The organism is Paenibacillus sp. XP01 (assembly GCF_057364885.1).
The window spans coordinates 6,357,958-6,375,487 of sequence record NZ_CP139481.1 but is presented as its reverse complement, the minus strand read 5'-3'; the positions used below and the strand labels follow the sequence as shown (position 1 = coordinate 6,375,487).

Sequence of the window (17,530 nt, the reverse complement as noted above, 5' to 3'; positions counted from 1 at the left end):
GGTTGAAAAAAACATGCTCACACAGGACACATACCATATACGTCTATCCGAAATGAAAGATGCGGACCAGCTGATGGAACTGGATGCGCTCGTATGGACGGACCAGACCTCACCTGCGCCGATGCAATGGCGCTCCCGCCAGCAGTATTTGCAGCACTGCCCTCCAGGCAGCCAGTTGGTGGCAACCATGGGGGATCGGGTATGCGGGCTGGTAGGGTTTCGGCCTGCCACGGGAATGCACAGCAACAGCCATGTCTATGAAATTCATATTGCCGTGCATCCCGAATACCGCCGAAATGGCATTGCAACGTCATTAATGGATGCCATGAAACGGCATGCGTCGGAGCAAGGAATCCGAAAATTGCGTTTGCGGGTGTTGTCGAGCAACGCGGGGGCGGTAGCTTTCTATGAACGGTGCGGATTCAAAACGGAAGGCCGCTTGGTGGCGGAATTTTATATTCACGGCCTATATGTGGACGATATTTTGATGGGCTATTTTGTGGAGGGGTAGGATGCATCGTCGAACTCTCCTCAGCGATTGACGCTTTGAATGTAACGGTATACCACACTTAGGAGGCATGAATGATGGATATGGGACTGCGGGGAAAAAAGGCGCTTGTGCTTGCATCCAGTCAGGGACTGGGCAAGGCGGTGGCGAAGCAGTTGGCTGCTGAAGGCGCCGACGTTATGCTTGCCAGCCGGAATGAGGATAAGCTGAAGGCCGTGCAGCAGGAACTGCTGGGGCTGGGCGGTGGCGGGCGAGTCGAGTACTGCGTGACCGATGTTACCCGCAAACAAGATATCGATGCGCTTATGAGCAAAACCGGGGATTGGTCCGGCGGCAGAATCGACATTTTGGTCAACAATTCGGGCGGGCCGCCCTCCGGCACTTTCGAGTCGTTGACGGATGAAGACTGGGAGCGCGCGTTTGAACTGAACGTGCTCAGCTACGTACGTCTTATCCGGGGAGCGCTGCCTTTGATGAAGCAGCATGGCGGACATATCGCGAATATCGCGTCATCATCGATCAAACAGCCGATTTCCGGCCTTATTTTATCCAATACGTTCCGTACCGGGGTGTTCGGCATGGCCAAGACGTTATCCCAGGAGCTTGGGCCTTACGGCATTTTGATCAATACGATTGCTCCAGGTCGGATCGGGACGGACCGTATTCGCGAATTGGATGCCGCGCGTGCAGAACAGTCTGGCATCACACAGGAGGAAGTGGCGGAGCAGTTCCTGACCGAAATTCCGCTAGGCCGTTACGGCGAACCCGAGGAGTTTGCAAAGGCTGTGCTGTTTCTGGTGTCCGGGGCAAACACCTACATTACCGGGGCATCGCTGGTGGTGGATGGCGGTATGATGCGGGCGCTGTAACGCTGCGTTCGAATAACGATTGGGGACGTAAGCGCAAAGAGGATGCTTCAGAGTAGAAGTTCGAGAATTGAGTGAACCTGAGTGCTTTATTTGATCGGAAATGCGTTCTCGCAGAAGCAAACGGACCACAGACACACTATTTCTGGTGAAATGGCGTGTTTATGGTCCGTTTGCGTCCATGGCTTTGTTCCCTGCCCAGCACGGCTCTGCGGGCGAGCACCGTCAACAAGGGCGATTACGCGCTAAGATGGATGGGCAGCTCGACCGGCTGGAAACGACCTTGTTTTACAGTAAAAACGTGATCTCAAACGTTAAAGAAGCCCCTCGCCTGGAATGGGCATTCCCAAGAGGCGAGGGGCACTCAAAGCCCGTGCTTGTAAAAGCGGCGATGATATATCGCATGCAAGGCCGATGAAGCCGAAATTATGTAGTCCTTTAACGCAAAAGCTCCCATTCATGCTGCAGCATGCCGTATACGGCATGGTTGACGTAACCTTTGATCGGCAGCTTCTCCGCTTGGCGAATCACGCCTTCAAGCACGAATCCAAGCCGCTCAGGGATGGCCCGGCTGCGTTTGTTGTTGGTGGCGCAGCGGATTTCGACGCGGTTCAGATCGAGCGTTACGAGCGCGTAATCCACGAGGACGCGGCAGGCGCTTGTCATCAGGCCCTGGCCCTCGAAGCCTTTGCCAAGCCAGTAGCCGATGCTGACGGAACGATGGGTCCAGTTGATTTCATGAAATCCGATGACGCCGGCCAGCTCTCCTTTTTGCCAGACGCCGGCGGTGAATCCGCCGTTCTCTGCGCCCTGTTTTAACGCATTGCTTATGAAATGGGTCGTGTGATCGAGCTCCGTAACCTGGTCAACCCAAGGGAGCCAATGTCTCAGTTGGTCACGGGAGCGGTCCGTCAGCTCGAATAACGTTTTGGCATGCTCCAGGGCCAGGGGGCGAAGCTCCGTATATTCATCCAATGCATAGGTAAACATGAGTGCAACCTTCTTTCTTCGTAAAATGGGTGATCAGCGGGAACGCGGCGGTTTGCGCTCCAGGGCGAACAAGTCCTCTTCGATGGAAGCGATGCGCTGATTGACGGTCGTGCGGGCGTCGCTTAATGCCTGATTATATATGTAGGGTGCCAACTGGGTCATGAATAAGTCCAGCACGCCCCAAGCCGCCAGGTCGCCAAGCTCTTCCCCGCGTTCGTCCGCGAAATAGGTCTGTATGGACCGTATGGCTTCATCCTGCTGTTCTTTGGTCAGTTTTAGTGTGTTCAGAACGGGAATCCCTCCCCTGAATGATGATGTTTTCGCACGTCAGAAAGGTCAAATTCCCCGTGAAATGCCCCTCTGATTTCGCGAGACATAATGGCTGAAAAACGCGCTCCGAATGTTCAGTGGCATGCGTTGGTCTGCGTTTTTCCTAATATCATGCTACATGATTCGCGGGAACCAGTCAAAATGGTTTTAGGCCTATCTTCCAGTGCGCAAAATCCCAATTTGGTGCCGTTATTTATTGAACTCGTTCCGCGTTAAAGGTATATTTAAATGAAAGCAGTACGAAACTTTTCCAAAGAAAAGAAAACGCACGGAATTTGGCTTCGTACCATGAAGGAAATACTGCGGGAATGGTTGCCGTTCCTGAATGCTTCAATCCATACACACGAAAGGTTGATACCGATGGAGAACCGTACTACCCCTCCCAATTTTATCAAAAATATCATTGCCGAAGACCTCCGGTCCGGAAAAGTCCAGGAAGTGGTTACCCGCTTTCCGCCGGAGCCTAACGGATATCTGCATATCGGCCATGCCAAGGCCATTTGGATCAACTTTACGCTGGGTGCCGAATTCGGCGGCAAAACGAACCTGCGTTTCGATGATACGAACCCGGTCAAGGAAGACGTGGAATACGTAAACTCCATCCAAGAGGACGTGAAATGGCTTGGATACGAGTGGAACGAGAAACGTTACGCTTCCGATTATTTCGACGAGATGTACAAGCGTGCCGTATTGCTGATCCAAAAAGGGAAAGCATACGTCGACGATCAAACGGCCGAGGAGATCCGCGAAATGCGCGGTACGCTGACCGAGCCGGGCAAAAACAGCCCTTATCGCGATCGCAGCGTGGAAGAGAACTTGGATCTGTTCACGCGCATGCGGGCAGGCGAATTCCAGAACGGCGAAAAGGTGCTTCGCGCCAAAATCGACATGGCATCGCCGAACATCAACTTGCGTGATCCGGTGATCTACCGGATTTCTCATGCCCATCATCATAATACGGGCGACCAATGGTGCATCTACCCGATGTATGCGTTCGCGCATCCGATTGAAGATGCCATCGAAGGCGTAACGCATTCTCTCTGCTCCCTGGAGTTCGAGGATCAACGCCCATTCTATGACTGGGTTATTGCCGAATGCGAGATGGAAAGCCAGCCGCATCAGTACGAATTCGGTCGGCTGAACCTTTCCCAAATGGTGACGAGCAAACGCAAGCTGAAGCTGCTCGTGGACGAAGGCCACGTCGACGGATGGGACGATCCGCGCATGCCGACGATCTCCGGATTGCGCCGCCGCGGATATACGCCGGAAGCGATTCGCGATTTTGTGTTCGAGACGGGCATCTCCAAAAGCCAAGGCGTCATCGACCTGCAAACGCTGGAGCATTTCGTCCGTGAAGACCTGAAGCTGAAAGCTCCGCGTACGATGGCTGTCCTGCAGCCGCTGAAAGTGGTCATCACCAACTATCCGGAAGGCCAAGTGGAGTGGCTTGAAGCGGAAAACAACGTGGAGAACCCGGAAATGGGCAGCCGCCAAATTCCGTTCTCCCGCGAGATTTACATCGAGCAGGACGACTTCATGGAAGATCCGCCAAACAAATATTTCCGTCTGTTCCCTGGCAACGAAGTGCGCTTGAAGCATGCCTACTTCATCAAATGCAACGACGTGATCAAGGATGCGGAAGGCAACGTGACCGAGATTCATTGCACTTACGATCCGGAAACGAAGAGCGGCAGCGGGTTCACCGGCCGTAAAGTGAAGGGAACGATCCACTGGGTGGAAGCGACGCAGGCCGTACCTGCCGAGTTCCGTTTGTACGAGCCGCTGATCGCAGCCGAATCCGCAGAAGAAGAGGAAGCGGCAGAACTGGAAGGGCAGCCGGAAAAAACGTTCCTGGACCAATTGAACCCGAATTCGCTTGAAGTGGTCCACGGGTTCGTGGAGCAGGAAATGCAGGAAGCAAAAGCATATGACAAATTCCAATTTTTCCGTCACGGCTATTTCAGCGTAGATCCGAAATATTCGGTACCGGGCCGTCCCGTGTTTAACCGGGTTGTATCGTTGAAAAGTTCGTTCCAGCTCCCGAAAAAGTAAAATAAGCGGCATAACTTATATGCAAAAAGGGCGTCATCCATGGCCATGGCCGTGGAATGACGCTCTTTTTTTGAGTTTGGGGGATTCGCTAAGCAATCCAAGAGGCCTGGACAACATCTATCGATCCTCTTCGTCCATATTGCCCAGTTCGGTCAGTACCGCAGGCTGGTAGCCGTTTCGGCGGTTCATCAGCCACATGACGGCAAATCCCGCTGCGCCGATCAGCGAGAAGAACACACCGATGTTGTACATGATCTCGGCACCGAAATTTTGGAAGAGCCAGCCCCCGAACAGGCCCGCGATAACGCCGGACAATCCGCCCCAAGCCATCGTGTATACCGCCTGGCCGGAGGATCGGTACGGTTTGGGGATGAACAGCATCGTGAGCTGGGTGCCGACGTAGAAATAACCGCCAAACGTCACGGAATGCGTCAGCTGAATGAACACGATTTCCAGCGGGCTGGTTGCTCCGGCCATGAGCTGCCAACGGAGAGCAAACAGCAGGCAGATGAGAACGAGATAAGCCAGCAGCATGCTCATTCTGCGCTTGAGCAGACGATCCAGCAGCAGGAAGACGACTGCCTCAAGGATGGAAGACGTGAAAATGGCATAACCGACCATCTGTTTGCTTCCGCCCATTTCCGTGATGTACAGGGACATGAAGGTACTGTTCATGGCATTGGGCACCGACACCAGCACGCCGAGGCCGATGAACGTCATGAAATACGGGTTGAACATGACCCTGCCGAACCGCCGGAACGTGATGACAGGCGTGTCCGAAGCGATGGGCTGTCTCGGCAGCAGCAGCGAGAAACCAAACGCAATGACGATCATGACGGCAAACACGATGGAGACGCTCCGTATGCCCAGACGATCGATCAGCGGACCGGCTGCCGCCGCCGTCAACGCCCAGCCCAGTGAACCCCATAACCGGAATGTGCCGAACTTCTGTGACGTTCCGTCGATATATCCCAGGATGAGGCTGTTGGTTTGAGCGAACAAGGGACTTTGAAAAAAATAAAAAACGATCATGGATGCATAAATCCAGGAATACGTCGGTGCATAGAAAACCGCTTGGGCCAACACAAAGGTACCCGCCATCATCAACATCAGCACAACGCGGATATTACGGGACTTGTCGCTCCAGTACCCCCAGAACGGGTTGGCAAACAATGATACAAACGGGCCGATGGCCATCAGGCTGCCGATCTCAAGCTTCGTCATGCCGATTTCCTGAAGGTACAGCTGCAGAAAGCCGGCAAAGATGGAGATGGCGCCGTAAATGAAAAAGTTATACAGTTTGAGTGAGGTTAAAGAGGCGTTTCCTCTTTCAGGCACGGTTCTATCCAAAGAGGGCCATCCTTTCCGGGTCATATTGTTCAAATGTATCATTTGTTGAAAGGGGATTCAATGTATAGAATAAGTTTATCATGATTGGAATAAAGGGATGATACCGATGACGAATGCAACAACATGGACGGGAATCATATTGGCCGGGGGGTTGTCCAGCCGCATGGGAACGAACAAAACGCTGCTTGTTCTGAATGACGCCACAGTGCTTGAACGGACTGCAGCCGCGCTGGCCCCGGAGGTCTCGCAGATTCTCATCTCGGCCGGGGAGCATACTCGCGATTATGAACGATTCGGTTATCCGTGCGTCCCTGATCATTATCCGGGAAAGGGACCGCTGGCCGGTCTCCACGCCGCACTTCAGGCCTCGAGGACCGATTGGAATATGGTCTGCGCCTGTGACATGCCGCGGGTCCAAACCAACCTTTTTGCTGGCTTGAAAAGGATTGCTGCCGAATCGGACATGCAATCGCCCGTCATTGTGCCGCGAGTGAACGGGCGCATTCATCCAATTGCAGGCGTATATCACCGAAGCGTGCTTCCCGGATTGGAACAGCGGCTGAAGGAAGACCGTTTGCGGGTGACCCGCTGGCTGGATGAAATCGGCTGTCGTTATGCGGATGCTGACGAGTTGGAACACGCCGGCGTTCATGCAGCAGAACGGCAGCTGGCCAACATGAACACGCCGGAGGATTATCGGCAGATGCGGACAGAGCCTTTTTGACCCTGAATCAGAGGTTTACCCCGGAAAAGGGTAAAAACAACTTGCCTTGTGCCATCGGCACCCGTATTATACTTCATTATAATCAGTTTAGAGGCGGCAATGAAGTCTCATGAAGTGGGGAAGCGGACTAAGGTCTCCCGAAAAGGGAGTCTTTCTCCGATAATAATGGAAACGCTACCATTTATCTGTGGATGAATTCACTGCATGAGCCAGTGCAAAAACCGATGCCTTGATGACCCAAAGGAGAGTGCTGATGATGAACCGATTGATGTACGGCGTTGCTTATTATGATGAATATATGCCTTACGAAAGATTGAGCGAAGACATACGAATGATGAAGGAAGCGGGCATTAACGTCGTTCGCATTGCGGAATCGACCTGGAGCACGCACGAACCCCAGAACGGCGTATTCGATTTCTCGTCCGTGGATCGGGTGTTGGACGCCATGCATGCGGCCGGCATTCAGGTCATTGTCGGAACGCCTACGTACGCCGTGCCGACGTGGATGGTCAAGGAACATCCGGACGTGCTGGCCACGACGGCTAAAGGACCCGGCAAATACGGAGCGCGCCAGATTATGGACATCACGAACCCGACCTACCTGTTCTATGCCGAGCGCATTATTCGCAAACTGATCTCGCGCGTATGCAAACACCCGGCGGTGATCGGCTATCAGACCGACAATGAAACGAAGCATTACAATACGGCAGGGGATAACGTGCAGCTGCAATTCGTCAAATACATGCGTGGCAAATTTGCTTCCCTGGACGAGCTGAACAAGGAGTTTGGACTCGATTACTGGAGCAACCGCATCAATAGCTGGGAGGACTTCCCTTCCGTGGTAGGCACGATCAATGGCAGTTTGGGTGCCGAGTTTGCCAAATTCCAGCGTCAGCTGGTCACGGACTTTTTGGCATGGCAGGTCGGCATCGTGAACGAATACAAGCAGGAAGGCCAGTTCGTGACGCAGAACTTCGACTTTGACTGGAGAGGTTATTCCTACGGCATCCAGGGAGATGTGAACCATTTTGCTGCATCACAGCCATTCGACATCACGAGCGTGGATATCTATCATCCTTCCCAAGATGACCTGACCGGGATCGAAATCTCGTTTGGCGGCGACGTCGCCCGGTCAACCAAACAGGCAAACTATCTTGTCATGGAGACCGAAGCCCAGGCGTTTCTGAACTGGGTCCCTTATCCGGGGCAGCTGCGATTGCAAGCATTCAGCCATCTCGCTTCCGGAGCGAACATGGTCGCCTACTGGCATTGGCATTCGCTGCACAATTCATTCGAAACGTATTGGAAGGGACTGCTGAGCCATGACTTCGAGCCAAATCCGGTGTATGAGGAAGCGAAGACGATTGGACGTGATTTTGCAAGATGGAGCCCGCAATTGGTCAATTTGAAAAAAACGAACCGCGTAGCCGTCCTTGCCAGCAACGAAGCGCTCACGTCGATCAAGTGGTTCGGCTTTCAAGCCCAAAGCGATAAAACCTATAATGACGTGGTGCGCTGGATGTACGACGAGTTATACAAAATGAACGTGGGCTGCGATTTCATCGACCCGTCCGTGAAGAGCTTAGAAGGTTATGATGTCATTGTGGTGCCCGCGCTGTACGCGGCTCCGGACGAACTGCTGGAAAGGCTTAATGCTTTCGTGAAGGACGGCGGCCATGTCGTGTATTCTTTCAAAAGCGGGTTTGCCAACGAACATATCAAGGTTCGCTCCACGCGCCAGCCGGGCATCATCAGCGAAGCTTGCGGCATCAAGTACAGCATGTTCGTGGAGCCAAAGCATGTATCGCTTCAAGGCGACCCTTTCCAAGTCGGTGAAGGGCAAAACCAAGTGCACACCTGGATGGAACTGATAACGCCGACGACGGCCGAAGTGCTCGCTTGGTATGATCATCCGCATTGGGGCACATATGCCGCCATCACGCAAAACGCGTATGGGAGCGGAAAAGCAACCTATGTCGGGTGCTTCACGAGTTCAGCGGTAATCCGCGAAGTGCTTAAGCGGGTTCTAAAGGAATCCGGCGTGTGGGGGGCCGATCAGGAGCTGGCATTCCCATTCATCGTAAAATCGGGCGTCAACGGACAGGGAAAAACGATTCGTTATTACTTTAATTATTCCGACAATCCGGTTTCGTTCATATATCCGCACGGCAGCGGGAGAGAGCTTCATGCGGATGAACCGGTTGAACCCGGTCAGGAGCTGAAGCTGGAACGATGGGGAATGCAAATTATTGAAGAAATATAAACGACCGTTAACGTGGTTGGTCCATGATGGTTTACATTGGCTTGTTAAGTGAAAATATAGAGATGGAGGCGCCCTTGCTGTTTATGCTGGGGCGTTTCATTGTCCTATCGGAAATTATAAACATATCGACACATTTGCTTCCCGTAGGTTTCATGGCGGACTCCCGCTGAACGCGAATGTCTGCCTCGGAAGAAATGAGGATGCACCGTTTTATATTCAAGCGCGATCGGGGGAATGCGCCTATGATTACCGAAATGTATCGCAAGCTGGCTGATCCGTTCAAACGCAGCATCCGCAACAAACTGATCCTGACGATGACGCTGGTCGCGGTATTGCCCGTGCTGGTCATGACCGCGATGGCGGCCGAAAATGCCCGCTCTTCGATGGAGGAAGAGATTATGGAGACCAACCGGGCCAACATGAAGTGGGCTTCGGCTTACTTGGGAGAGCAGTTCGCCCGCATGAACAACCTGATTTACTCGATCCAGATCAGCGATGAGGTGCACCAGTATTTGGCGCTGAACCGGGATGCGTCGGCCTCGAGCCGTTTCGACGAGCAGAAGGCCGTGTTCAACATGCTCAACAGCGTGTACTACTCTGCCGGCAATTATGTGTTCGGCGTGGAGCTGTACCTGAAGGAATTGGATACGTTGTTTACGTTCAACTCCATGGAAAACCGGATTAAATCGGTTTCGGGCATTCCGGCCGAGTATCATGAGCTTTTTGCCGAGCACAAAGATTTTACGATTATCAATGATCCGAACGACCCGGAAAAATTCCATATGACCCGCAGCATGAACCGCTTTGAGGACCAGGCCCAGATCGGGGCGATCAGCCTGGAAATCAAATGGACCGTGTTCAACCAGACGCTGGAGCTGCTGGATGGCCGGGGCGATTACACCGTGTACATCTCTGACCCGTCAGGCCATCCGGTGTATCAGCCCCATTCCGAATTCCAGCCTTCGGCAGAAGCATTGGACAAACTGGCGGATACCCAAGACGATGCGGGTTTGATCCGTACCGAGCGGGAGTATGTCTTTTACCATTCCATCGACCCTTCGGGACTGCGTCTCGTCAAGATCGTGCCTGCCCATGTCATTAATGAGAGCGCGTTGGAAACGATGAAATACGGACTTGTCGTAGGCGGCTTGGCTACGCTGATTTCGGTGGGACTGGCAGCGCTCGTTGCCTGGCGCACGGCCAAGCCGATCGTCAGTCTGGCCAATGCCATGAAAGGCATTCGGCTCATCAAGGACAGGGAGGTGGTTCGCACCGGACGCGTGGACGAGATCGGGCTGCTGGAAAAAAACCTGCATGGCATGGCTGGCCGCATCCGCGAGCATATCCGCGAAAACTACCAAATGAATCTGGATAAACGTACGGCAGAGCTGAAGGCTTTGCAGTCCCAGATCCACCCGCATTTCTTGCAAAATACGCTGCAAATGATCGGCGGCATGGTGTATTCGCAAAAGCCTGCCGACACGTACAAAGTGATTCGTGCGCTGAGCGAGATGTTCCGCTACATCGTGCGGGCTCCGGACGGGCTGGTTTCGCTCCAGAGCGAGCTGGACCAGCTTGAACATTACATGCTGATCCAGCAGCAGCGATTTGCAGGCAGGCTCGAATACCATCTGCAGATTGAAGCTGATCTGAAGGGATGTGCCATTCCGAAGCTTACACTTCAGCCTATTGTGGAGAATGCGTTCGTGCACGGCCTGGAAAACAAAAAGGCGCAATGGAAATTAAACATTGAAGTTGCTCGGGAAGGGAAGAAGATCATCATTCGCGTTCATGACAACGGGCTGGGCATGGATGCCGGGAAACGGAGCGAACTGCAAGCCAGACTGGAGCGTGTAGCCATAGAGGGAGACCGGGTATGGAGTGCCGGGACAAGCATCGGCCTTGTAAATGCGGCATCGCGCATCACCATGCATTTTGGTCCTGGTTATGGAATGAGCGTCGACAGCGAAGTAGGAGAGGGAACGACAGTGACGGTACGCATTCCGTTTGACGAGGGAGGAGAAGTCGTATGAGCGTGCAGCCTTATCGAGTGTTATTGGTCGACGACGAACCGTGGAACAGGGATATTTTGCGCAATTTGGGGGAGTGGGAGGAACTCGATATGGTCGTTGCGGGCGAAGCGGAGGATGGGGATCAGGCTTTGCAGCAGCTGCAGCAGCAGAATCCCCATATCATCATTACCGATATGCGCATGCCGGGCACCGACGGGGTTGCCTTGCTGGAAACATTGAGCGCGCAGTTCCCTCAAATCAAAGTGATCGTGGTGAGCGGCTATGATGACTTCAATTATGCGAAACATGCCATTCGGCACCGGGCAGCGGATTATTTGCTCAAGCCGGTTAATCCGGATGAGCTGAACGCCGTGCTTGCAAAGTGCAAGCGTGATCTGGAGAAGGTCCGTTACAGCCCGGAAGGGTGGGAGCCTTATTCCCGGATGTTTGCTGGGGAATTTTCACGTTTTCAGCAGCAGGTCCGCATTCGATTCAACGAACTGAACATGCCGGAGCTGCGAGATCTTTTCAACCAACTGGAGGAGAAACTGGAAAAAGAGGACATGCGGAAACCGCAGCAATTGGGCAGGGTCGTCCATGATTTGCAGACCCTGCTCGGGGAACTGTGCAGTTCCAATGGAGCGGGTGAGCAATCTGCGGCAGCAAAGCCTGCTCCTCCATCCGCATTGACAACGGCGTCAGCGGCGCTGGCCTGGACGTTTGACCTCTACAGTCAGGCGCTGGAAGGCGTGATCGCGCAGCGGAAGTTCAAGAATAAGCTGAACCTTGAAGAGGTCAGGCAGCACATGGAGCAGCATTGCATGGAAGCGATCACGCTGGAGCAGCTGGCACAAGTCTTTTTTGTCAGCAAGGAATATCTGAGCAAGGCGTTCAAAAAGGAATACGGCATCACGGTTGTCGACTACATCGTGCAGCTGCGGATGGCCAAGGCAAAGGAATGGGTGATGGACGACAGCATTCCATTCAAACATATCGCCGAAATGGTCGGGTATGAGGATGTGTCCTATTTTTATCGGGTGTTCAAGAAACATTTCGGCTTGTCTCCCGGAGAGATGCGCAAGGGACAAAGTTTAAAATAATCCAATGCAAGAGCTCCGTATTGTCCAATGAAGCGCTTTCATTGCAGGCATATAATGGGCTTATGCAAGACAAACCAGTCACACCGGGAGGTCATGAGAGATGAAGGTATGGAAAAGCGTCGCAAGTGCGGTACTGGTCAGCGTACTGCTCGCAGGGTGCGGTCAGAGCACGGGAACGGACGAATCGCAGGGAGGCTCTGCATCCGGCAGTACGGTCAATTTGAAAATATTCGTTGCGCAACCTCGGCTGAAGGAACATTACGATAAATATATAGAACAGTTCAAGGCCAAGGAGAAGGCGGAGAGAAACATTGAAGTAAACGTGCAGCTGGAGATGCCGCCGGCGGACAATGCTGCGCAGATTCTGAAGACACGCTTGGCCTCGAACGACGCGCCTGACGTATTCGCGCTGCACGCGGTCAACGAAATTCCGCCGTTCAGCAAGGCAGGTTATCTGGAAGACCTGTCAGATCAGCCATTCGTCGACAAATTGCTTGATTCGGTGAAACCTTCCGTGACAGATGCCAATGGTAAAATCGTTGCCGTGCCTTTGGAAACGCTGTCATGGGGATACCTCTACAACAAGGATATCTTCAAGGAACAAGGGCTTGAACCGCCAACAACGCTGACTGAAATGAAGGCGGTCGTCGACAAGCTGAAAGCAGCCGGCATTACGCCGTTCGAGCTGGCCTACAAGGAAGCTTGGGTACCACAGCTCTTCCTGCCGCTGACGGTAGGCGCGCTCACCCAATCCGAGCACAAGGATTTCCTGGACAAAATGAATCAGGATCAGGGTTCGTTTTCCGACATGAAAGCGATGTTTGATGCCTTTGACCTGGTGACGGCAAACGGCACGGAGAAGGCGCTGGAAGTCGGCGCGGACGACGGAGCGGCTGCATTTGCAACAGGCAAAGCGGCGATGTGGGTACAGGGTCCGTGGTATGCGGAGACCATTCTGAAGTCTAACCCGGACATCCATTTCGGCGTTGCGCCGATGCCGATCAACGACAATCCGGACGATACCAAAATCAATCTGAGCACGTCCACGTCGCTCGCCGTTTCTTCCAGCAGCAAAAACAAGGAAGTGGCGCTCGATTTCGTGAACTACATTCTCGACGACAAAGACTCCAGTGCGTTCTATGAAGCGCTCAAATTCAATCCGGTAGCGAAAGTCCACAACTTTGAAAGTTTCCCTTGGGTGGACGATGCCATGAAATACGTCAATGAAGGCAAAGCCTATCAGGATCCGTCGGTACCGCAGGCAGTGAAGGATGAGTCAGGCAAGGCGCTGCAGGGCTACTACTCCGGACAGTTGAACCAACAACAGGTGATCGATGCGCTCGACAAGGCGTGGAAATCGTACAACAAAGTCAACAAGTAGGAAACTGTGAATCAATGAGTACGCGCTTTTGTTGACAAAGCTCCACAGCAGTTGGAGCTTTGTCAACCCACTAGCGGCCATTTATTCATCACAGTCGCTAAGCTGAAGAAATGGGGTGGCAGACATCGCCTTCCATCCCCCGTTTCTGCTTATATGCTCATCGCAAATAGGGGGAGGACCCGGCCTATGGCTACGAATGTTTTCAAAAAGTATTTATCCTTGCTGGCGTTTACGGCACCGGCCTTTATCATTTATGCCATATTTCTGCTCATTCCGACATTCGGCGGCATGTTCTACAGCTTGACGGACTGGAACGGGCTAAATAAGGACTACAGCTTCATCGGTTTGGGCAACTTCGTGGAGCTGTTCAAGGAAGATCCCGATTTCCTGAATTCGCTGTGGTTCACGATGAAGTACGTCGTATTTATGCTGATTCTGCAAAACGGAATTGCGCTGCTGCTCGCCGTGTTCATCGAGACGCGTACGCGCAGCAAAGGATTGTTCCGGACGCTGTTCTTCATGCCAAACATGATCAGTACAATTATCAGCGCCTTCATGTGGACGTTCATCTTTTCCCAAGTGCTGCCGCAGCTGGCCGAAAAGCTGGCGATAACGTTCCTTGACCAACAGTGGCTGGGGGATCCCCAGTTTTCGTTCTACTCGATTCTGACCGTATCGCTCTGGAATGGCGTGGGGTACATGATGATCATCTACCTGGCGGCCTTGCAGGGCGTACCGAAAAGTTTGAAGGAGGCCGCCGTCATTGACGGAGCGAACGCGTTTCAAGTGCTGCGCAACGTGGTCATGCCGATGATTACCCATGCGATCACGATCTGTTTCTTTCTTACGCTGAACGGCGCGTTCAAGGTATTTGAAGTTGTGTATGGTCTGACAGGTGGAGGACCGGGACGGGCTACGCAGGTGATCACGATGAACATCTATGAAGAAGCGTTCTCGAACAATTTTCGTTATGGATACGCCAGCGCCAAGTCGGTCGTGCTGTTCGTTATCGTGCTGATCTTTACGCTCATTCAGATTACGGTCATGAAGAAGAAAGAGGTGGAAGCATGAGGATGCAAAAAGTCAACAGCTACCTGATCCGCTTGCTGCTCATCGCAGGTGCTCTCTTCGCCATGCTGCCGATCTATATGGCCGTCGTCAATTCGTTCAAAACGCAGGGAGAAATGTTTCAATCATTCATCGCGCTGCCAACGACGCTGCACTGGGAAAACTATACGGACGCATTCAACAAAATCAACCTGCTGCGCAGTTCGATGAACTCGGCAATCGTCTCGTTCCTCGGCATCGGCGGTATCGTATTCTGCGCTTCCCTGGCCGGATATAAATTGTCGCGTACAGCCGGACGGCTGAGCAACCTGATCTTTTTCCTGTTCGTGGCATCGATGCTGGTGCCGTTCCACTCGATCATGATTCCGCTGACGCGAGTGGCGAAAGGGCTTGCGGTACAAGGAAGCACCTACGGGCTGGCCCTCATCTATGTCGGACTTGGCGTCAATATGGCCATCTTCCTCTATCACGGGTTTGTGAAGTCTATTCCGCGCGAGCTGGAAGAATCGGCACAGATGGACGGCTGTAATGAATTCCAGACGTTCTTCCGCATCATTTTCCCGCTGCTGCTGCCGATTACGGTAACGATTGCGATTCTGGACTTCCTGTGGATCTGGAACGACTTTCTGCTGCCGCTGCTCATGCTGACGGACGTTAACCGCTATACGTTGATTCTGTCAACGAATATGCTGTTTGGCGAGTACAACAAGGAATGGCCGCTGATCCTGTCGTCCCTCGTGCTGACCGCCGTTCCGGTCGTCCTGATCTATGCGTTTTTCCAGAAATTCATCATGGAGGGAATCGCGGAGGGAGCGGTAAAAGGCTGATTTGGTTGGATTGGATGGGATGGGAACTTTCGAACTGCAAGGTAGCTCAAAGCGGGGATGGAGTGAGCGATAAAGTGGGTGACGAAGCGATCCGTGAAGCAATCTGTGAGGTCACCAATCTTTCGTTTGGAGCAAATGGAGCAAATCATAAGGGCATTCCGGGCGTCATAACCATGACGGGGAATGCCCTTTTTTTGTGATTTGATCTTGCCCGAGCTGTAACGAACCTGAGACACGTAATGGAGTACTTTTTGGCCCGATTTGAATGCTAACGAACATCAGCGTCTTTATATCGGGGAAAATAGGACTGCTGCGCTCGTTTTGCCTCGAATAACGCGGCTGATGTTCAGCACATAACGTGCGTAGGATTCGTTAGTGACGCGGTCAAAACTGCGTGAGTGCTTGTGAGTGTGCTGTGCAAGGGGGCGTTACATGCGGAATTTAATCCAGCATGCGCTTTGCCGTCTGGGCAAGGATACGCAGGCCGCGTTCCATTTCCTCCGGCGATGCGTAAGCATAGGACAGCCGCAAATGTTCGGCATCCAGGCGGTCGTACAGGTAGCCGGGATGGATTAACACGCCCTGTTCCAGGCAGGCGTGGAACAGTTTGCGGATCGAAGGCTGGCCGGCCGTAAACCGGAGCCAGACGTAGAAGCCGCCGGCAGGCCTGTTCCATTCGGCCAGGCCGCGGAAATGCCGTTCGAGCAGCTCCAGCATGTAGTCCCGCCGCCTGCGCAGCTCGGGGCGCAGGCGTTCCAGATGCTGCTCGTGATGCCCTTCGGCAAACCAGAGTGCGGCAGCTTCCTGAGCAAGGGAGCTGGTTCCGTAGTCGGTTTGCATTTTGATGTCGGCGAGCCGGCGTATGACCGGCTCGGGCCCGACCAGCCAGCCCAGACGCAGTCCGGGGCTGACGGCTTTGGACAGGGTGCCCATGTAGAGCACCCTGCCGTCCCGGTCGCGCGCCTTGAGCGATGGCGGCGGCGGGGCCTCCAGCCACAGATCCGCGTAAGCGGCATCCTCCAGGATGGCGATGCCGGAGGCGTGGGCTGCGGCCAGCAGCTCTTGGCGGCGCTCTTCGCTCATCAGCGCGCCGGTGGGGTTGTGGAAGCTCGGGATCGTATAGAGCAGCGAGATGTTGCTTTTGCCGACCCCTCCGCGCCGGGCGGCTTCTGCCAGAGCCGGGAGCAGTGGTCCTTCGCCATCCATGGCGATGCCGTTCAATTTCAGCCCGGCGGACTGAAAAGCATGGATCGAATACAGATAGGACGGACGCTCCAGCATCACCGCCGATCCGCGCGGAAGCAAACCAACCGATATGAGGTGCAAGGCCTGAATCGAGCCGGACACGATCAGGATGGATGCCGGAGAAGCTTGCACGCCATGTGCCTGCAAATGGGCCGATATGGCGGTGCGCAGCTCCATGCTGCCCTGCGGTTCCATGTAGTTCAGGGTGCGGCTTCGTTCTGGCAAGGAGCGCAAAATGGCCTGAAAGGCATCATGCGGCATCAGCTCGGGAGCAAGCTCGCCCGTCCCCAGCCGGATGATGCCTGGCTGGAATTCCGCCTCGTTAATATGCTGGACCTCGGGCAGGTTGGGGTAATGCGATCCTTCCTCGACGGCTTCGTTCCAATTTGGAAAGGCTGCTGCCTCATGGGCGATCGCATGCCAGCCAGCTCCGCAGACATACGTGCCCCCGCCATGGCGTCCTTCAATCATGCCTGCGGCAGCGAGATTGTCCAGCGCGGTAATCAAGGTGCTGCGATTGACCCCCATGGCCTCCGCCATGGCGCGCTGCGCAGGCAGACGGTAACCGGCCGTCCACTCGCCTGCCGTGATTTTATCGCGGATATGGAGCTCGATCTGACGGTACAGCGGCAAGGGGGATGCGGGGTTGGGCTTCCAGCCTGCAGCTGTTTGGCCATTGTCGGCATGTTTCATGCCGGTCATCACCTCCAGTAAACGGAATGGGAATACAAGCGGGTTGTGGGGGAAGGCCGCACGGCTGGTCAGCGTGAAGCGCAGCTTGATATTTGAGAAACTAATGTCTAAACTCGGCACT

The 17,530-nt window shown here is 53.8% G+C and carries 17 protein-coding genes; 13 read left to right on the top strand and 4 right to left on the bottom strand.

Annotated elements, in window-relative coordinates; translation table 11 throughout:
* The first annotated feature begins 13 nt into the window (after positions 1 to 13).
* From SNR34_RS28765 to SNR34_RS28755, 3 genes are all read left to right on the top strand, one after another.
* Positions 14 to 511 (top strand): GNAT family N-acetyltransferase, encoded by a 498-nt coding sequence (locus tag SNR34_RS28765; protein WP_486180709.1) that lies wholly within the window; start codon positions 14 to 16, stop codon positions 509 to 511.
* A 74-nt stretch (positions 512 to 585) separates the two neighbouring features.
* A complete protein-coding gene (locus SNR34_RS28760; RefSeq protein WP_236413102.1) occupies positions 586 to 1,377 on the top strand; it encodes an SDR family oxidoreductase in 792 nt (263 codons plus the stop codon).
* Positions 1,378 to 1,522: 145 nt separating this feature from the next.
* On the top strand, positions 1,523 to 1,792 hold the full coding sequence (locus SNR34_RS28755) for a hypothetical protein (RefSeq protein WP_486180708.1): 270 nt from the start codon (positions 1,523 to 1,525) through the stop codon (positions 1,790 to 1,792).
* A 20-nt stretch (positions 1,793 to 1,812) separates the two neighbouring features.
* On the opposite strand, the gene SNR34_RS28750 is transcribed toward SNR34_RS28755, so the two are convergent.
* Together SNR34_RS28750 and SNR34_RS28745 are read right to left on the bottom strand one after the other, a co-directional pair.
* Entirely contained in the window at positions 1,813 to 2,364 is a 552-nt protein-coding gene (locus SNR34_RS28750) for a GNAT family N-acetyltransferase (RefSeq protein ID WP_236413100.1), read from the bottom strand.
* A 33-nt stretch (positions 2,365 to 2,397) separates the two neighbouring features.
* Complete coding sequence (locus SNR34_RS28745) at positions 2,398 to 2,637, bottom strand: DUF2164 domain-containing protein (RefSeq protein ID WP_290371423.1); 240 nt, start codon at positions 2,635 to 2,637, stop codon at positions 2,398 to 2,400.
* A 105-nt stretch (positions 2,638 to 2,742) separates the two neighbouring features.
* Here SNR34_RS28745 and SNR34_RS28740 point away from each other — a divergent pair, with 105 nt between their 5' ends.
* Positions 2,743 to 2,910, top strand: coding sequence for a hypothetical protein (locus SNR34_RS28740; RefSeq protein ID WP_486180707.1), 168 nt, complete (start codon positions 2,743 to 2,745; stop codon positions 2,908 to 2,910).
* 144 nt (positions 2,911 to 3,054) lie between these two features.
* Positions 3,055 to 4,746: a glutamine--tRNA ligase/YqeY domain fusion protein gene (locus SNR34_RS28735; RefSeq protein WP_486180706.1), complete on the top strand. Its 1,692-nt coding sequence runs from the start codon at positions 3,055 to 3,057 to the stop codon at positions 4,744 to 4,746.
* 117 nt (positions 4,747 to 4,863) lie between these two features.
* On the opposite strand, the gene SNR34_RS28730 is transcribed toward SNR34_RS28735, so the two are convergent.
* A complete protein-coding gene (locus SNR34_RS28730; RefSeq protein WP_486180705.1) occupies positions 4,864 to 6,084 on the bottom strand; it encodes an MFS transporter in 1,221 nt (406 codons plus the stop codon).
* 118 nt (positions 6,085 to 6,202) lie between these two features.
* Here SNR34_RS28730 and mobA point away from each other — a divergent pair, with 118 nt between their 5' ends.
* The 8 genes from mobA (at position 6,203) to SNR34_RS28690 (ending at position 15,671) form a co-directional block, all read left to right on the top strand.
* A complete protein-coding gene (gene mobA / locus SNR34_RS28725) occupies positions 6,203 to 6,820 on the top strand; it encodes a molybdenum cofactor guanylyltransferase (protein WP_486180704.1) in 618 nt (205 codons plus the stop codon).
* A 256-nt stretch (positions 6,821 to 7,076) separates the two neighbouring features.
* A complete protein-coding gene (locus SNR34_RS28720; protein ID WP_486180703.1) occupies positions 7,077 to 9,083 on the top strand; it encodes a beta-galactosidase in 2,007 nt (668 codons plus the stop codon).
* Between the two features lie 242 nt (positions 9,084 to 9,325).
* Entirely contained in the window at positions 9,326 to 11,116 is a 1,791-nt protein-coding gene (locus tag SNR34_RS28715) for a sensor histidine kinase (protein WP_236413093.1), read from the top strand.
* On the top strand, positions 11,113 to 12,195 hold the full coding sequence (locus SNR34_RS28710) for a response regulator transcription factor (RefSeq protein WP_339274998.1): 1,083 nt from the start codon (positions 11,113 to 11,115) through the stop codon (positions 12,193 to 12,195). The genes SNR34_RS28715 and SNR34_RS28710 overlap by 4 nt, the downstream gene beginning before the upstream one ends.
* 100 nt (positions 12,196 to 12,295) lie before the next feature.
* A complete protein-coding gene (locus SNR34_RS28705; RefSeq protein WP_486180702.1) occupies positions 12,296 to 13,576 on the top strand; it encodes an ABC transporter substrate-binding protein in 1,281 nt (426 codons plus the stop codon).
* A 186-nt stretch (positions 13,577 to 13,762) separates the two neighbouring features.
* Positions 13,763 to 14,647, top strand: coding sequence for a carbohydrate ABC transporter permease (locus SNR34_RS28700; protein WP_236413086.1), 885 nt, complete (start codon positions 13,763 to 13,765; stop codon positions 14,645 to 14,647).
* Positions 14,644 to 15,471, top strand: a complete 828-nt coding sequence (locus tag SNR34_RS28695) for a carbohydrate ABC transporter permease (RefSeq protein ID WP_236413084.1) — start codon at positions 14,644 to 14,646, stop codon at positions 15,469 to 15,471. The genes SNR34_RS28700 and SNR34_RS28695 overlap by 4 nt, the downstream gene beginning before the upstream one ends.
* Positions 15,472 to 15,476: 5 nt before the next feature.
* A complete protein-coding gene (locus tag SNR34_RS28690; RefSeq protein WP_486180701.1) occupies positions 15,477 to 15,671 on the top strand; it encodes a hypothetical protein in 195 nt (64 codons plus the stop codon).
* 241 nt (positions 15,672 to 15,912) lie between these two features.
* Here the strand turns inward: SNR34_RS28690 and SNR34_RS28685 are convergent, their stop codons facing one another.
* A complete protein-coding gene (locus tag SNR34_RS28685; protein ID WP_486182526.1) occupies positions 15,913 to 17,409 on the bottom strand; it encodes an aminotransferase-like domain-containing protein in 1,497 nt (498 codons plus the stop codon).
* Positions 17,410 to 17,530 lie beyond the last annotated feature (121 nt).

What these genes read in the sequence shown, in the direction of transcription:
- SNR34_RS28765 (WP_486180709.1), top strand. Translation starts at nt 14, where the DNA reads ATGCTCACACAGGACACATACCATATACGTCTATCCGAAATGAAAGAT.
- SNR34_RS28760 (WP_236413102.1), top strand. Translation starts at nt 586, where the DNA reads ATGGATATGGGACTGCGGGGAAAAAAGGCGCTTGTGCTTGCATCCAGT.
- SNR34_RS28750 (WP_236413100.1), bottom strand. Translation starts at nt 2,364, where the DNA reads ATGTTTACCTATGCATTGGATGAATATACGGAGCTTCGCCCCCTGGCC.
- SNR34_RS28740 (WP_486180707.1), top strand. Translation starts at nt 2,743, where the DNA reads ATGGCTGAAAAACGCGCTCCGAATGTTCAGTGGCATGCGTTGGTCTGC.
- SNR34_RS28735 (WP_486180706.1), top strand. Translation starts at nt 3,055, where the DNA reads ATGGAGAACCGTACTACCCCTCCCAATTTTATCAAAAATATCATTGCC.
- mobA (WP_486180704.1), top strand. Translation starts at nt 6,203, where the DNA reads ATGACGAATGCAACAACATGGACGGGAATCATATTGGCCGGGGGGTTG.
- SNR34_RS28720 (WP_486180703.1), top strand. Translation starts at nt 7,077, where the DNA reads ATGAACCGATTGATGTACGGCGTTGCTTATTATGATGAATATATGCCT.
- SNR34_RS28715 (WP_236413093.1), top strand. Translation starts at nt 9,326, where the DNA reads ATGATTACCGAAATGTATCGCAAGCTGGCTGATCCGTTCAAACGCAGC.
- SNR34_RS28710 (WP_339274998.1), top strand. Translation starts at nt 11,113, where the DNA reads ATGAGCGTGCAGCCTTATCGAGTGTTATTGGTCGACGACGAACCGTGG.
- SNR34_RS28705 (WP_486180702.1), top strand. Translation starts at nt 12,296, where the DNA reads ATGAAGGTATGGAAAAGCGTCGCAAGTGCGGTACTGGTCAGCGTACTG.
- SNR34_RS28700 (WP_236413086.1), top strand. Translation starts at nt 13,763, where the DNA reads ATGGCTACGAATGTTTTCAAAAAGTATTTATCCTTGCTGGCGTTTACG.
- SNR34_RS28695 (WP_236413084.1), top strand. Translation starts at nt 14,644, where the DNA reads ATGAGGATGCAAAAAGTCAACAGCTACCTGATCCGCTTGCTGCTCATC.
- SNR34_RS28685 (WP_486182526.1), bottom strand. Translation starts at nt 17,409, where the DNA reads ATGAAACATGCCGACAATGGCCAAACAGCTGCAGGCTGGAAGCCCAAC.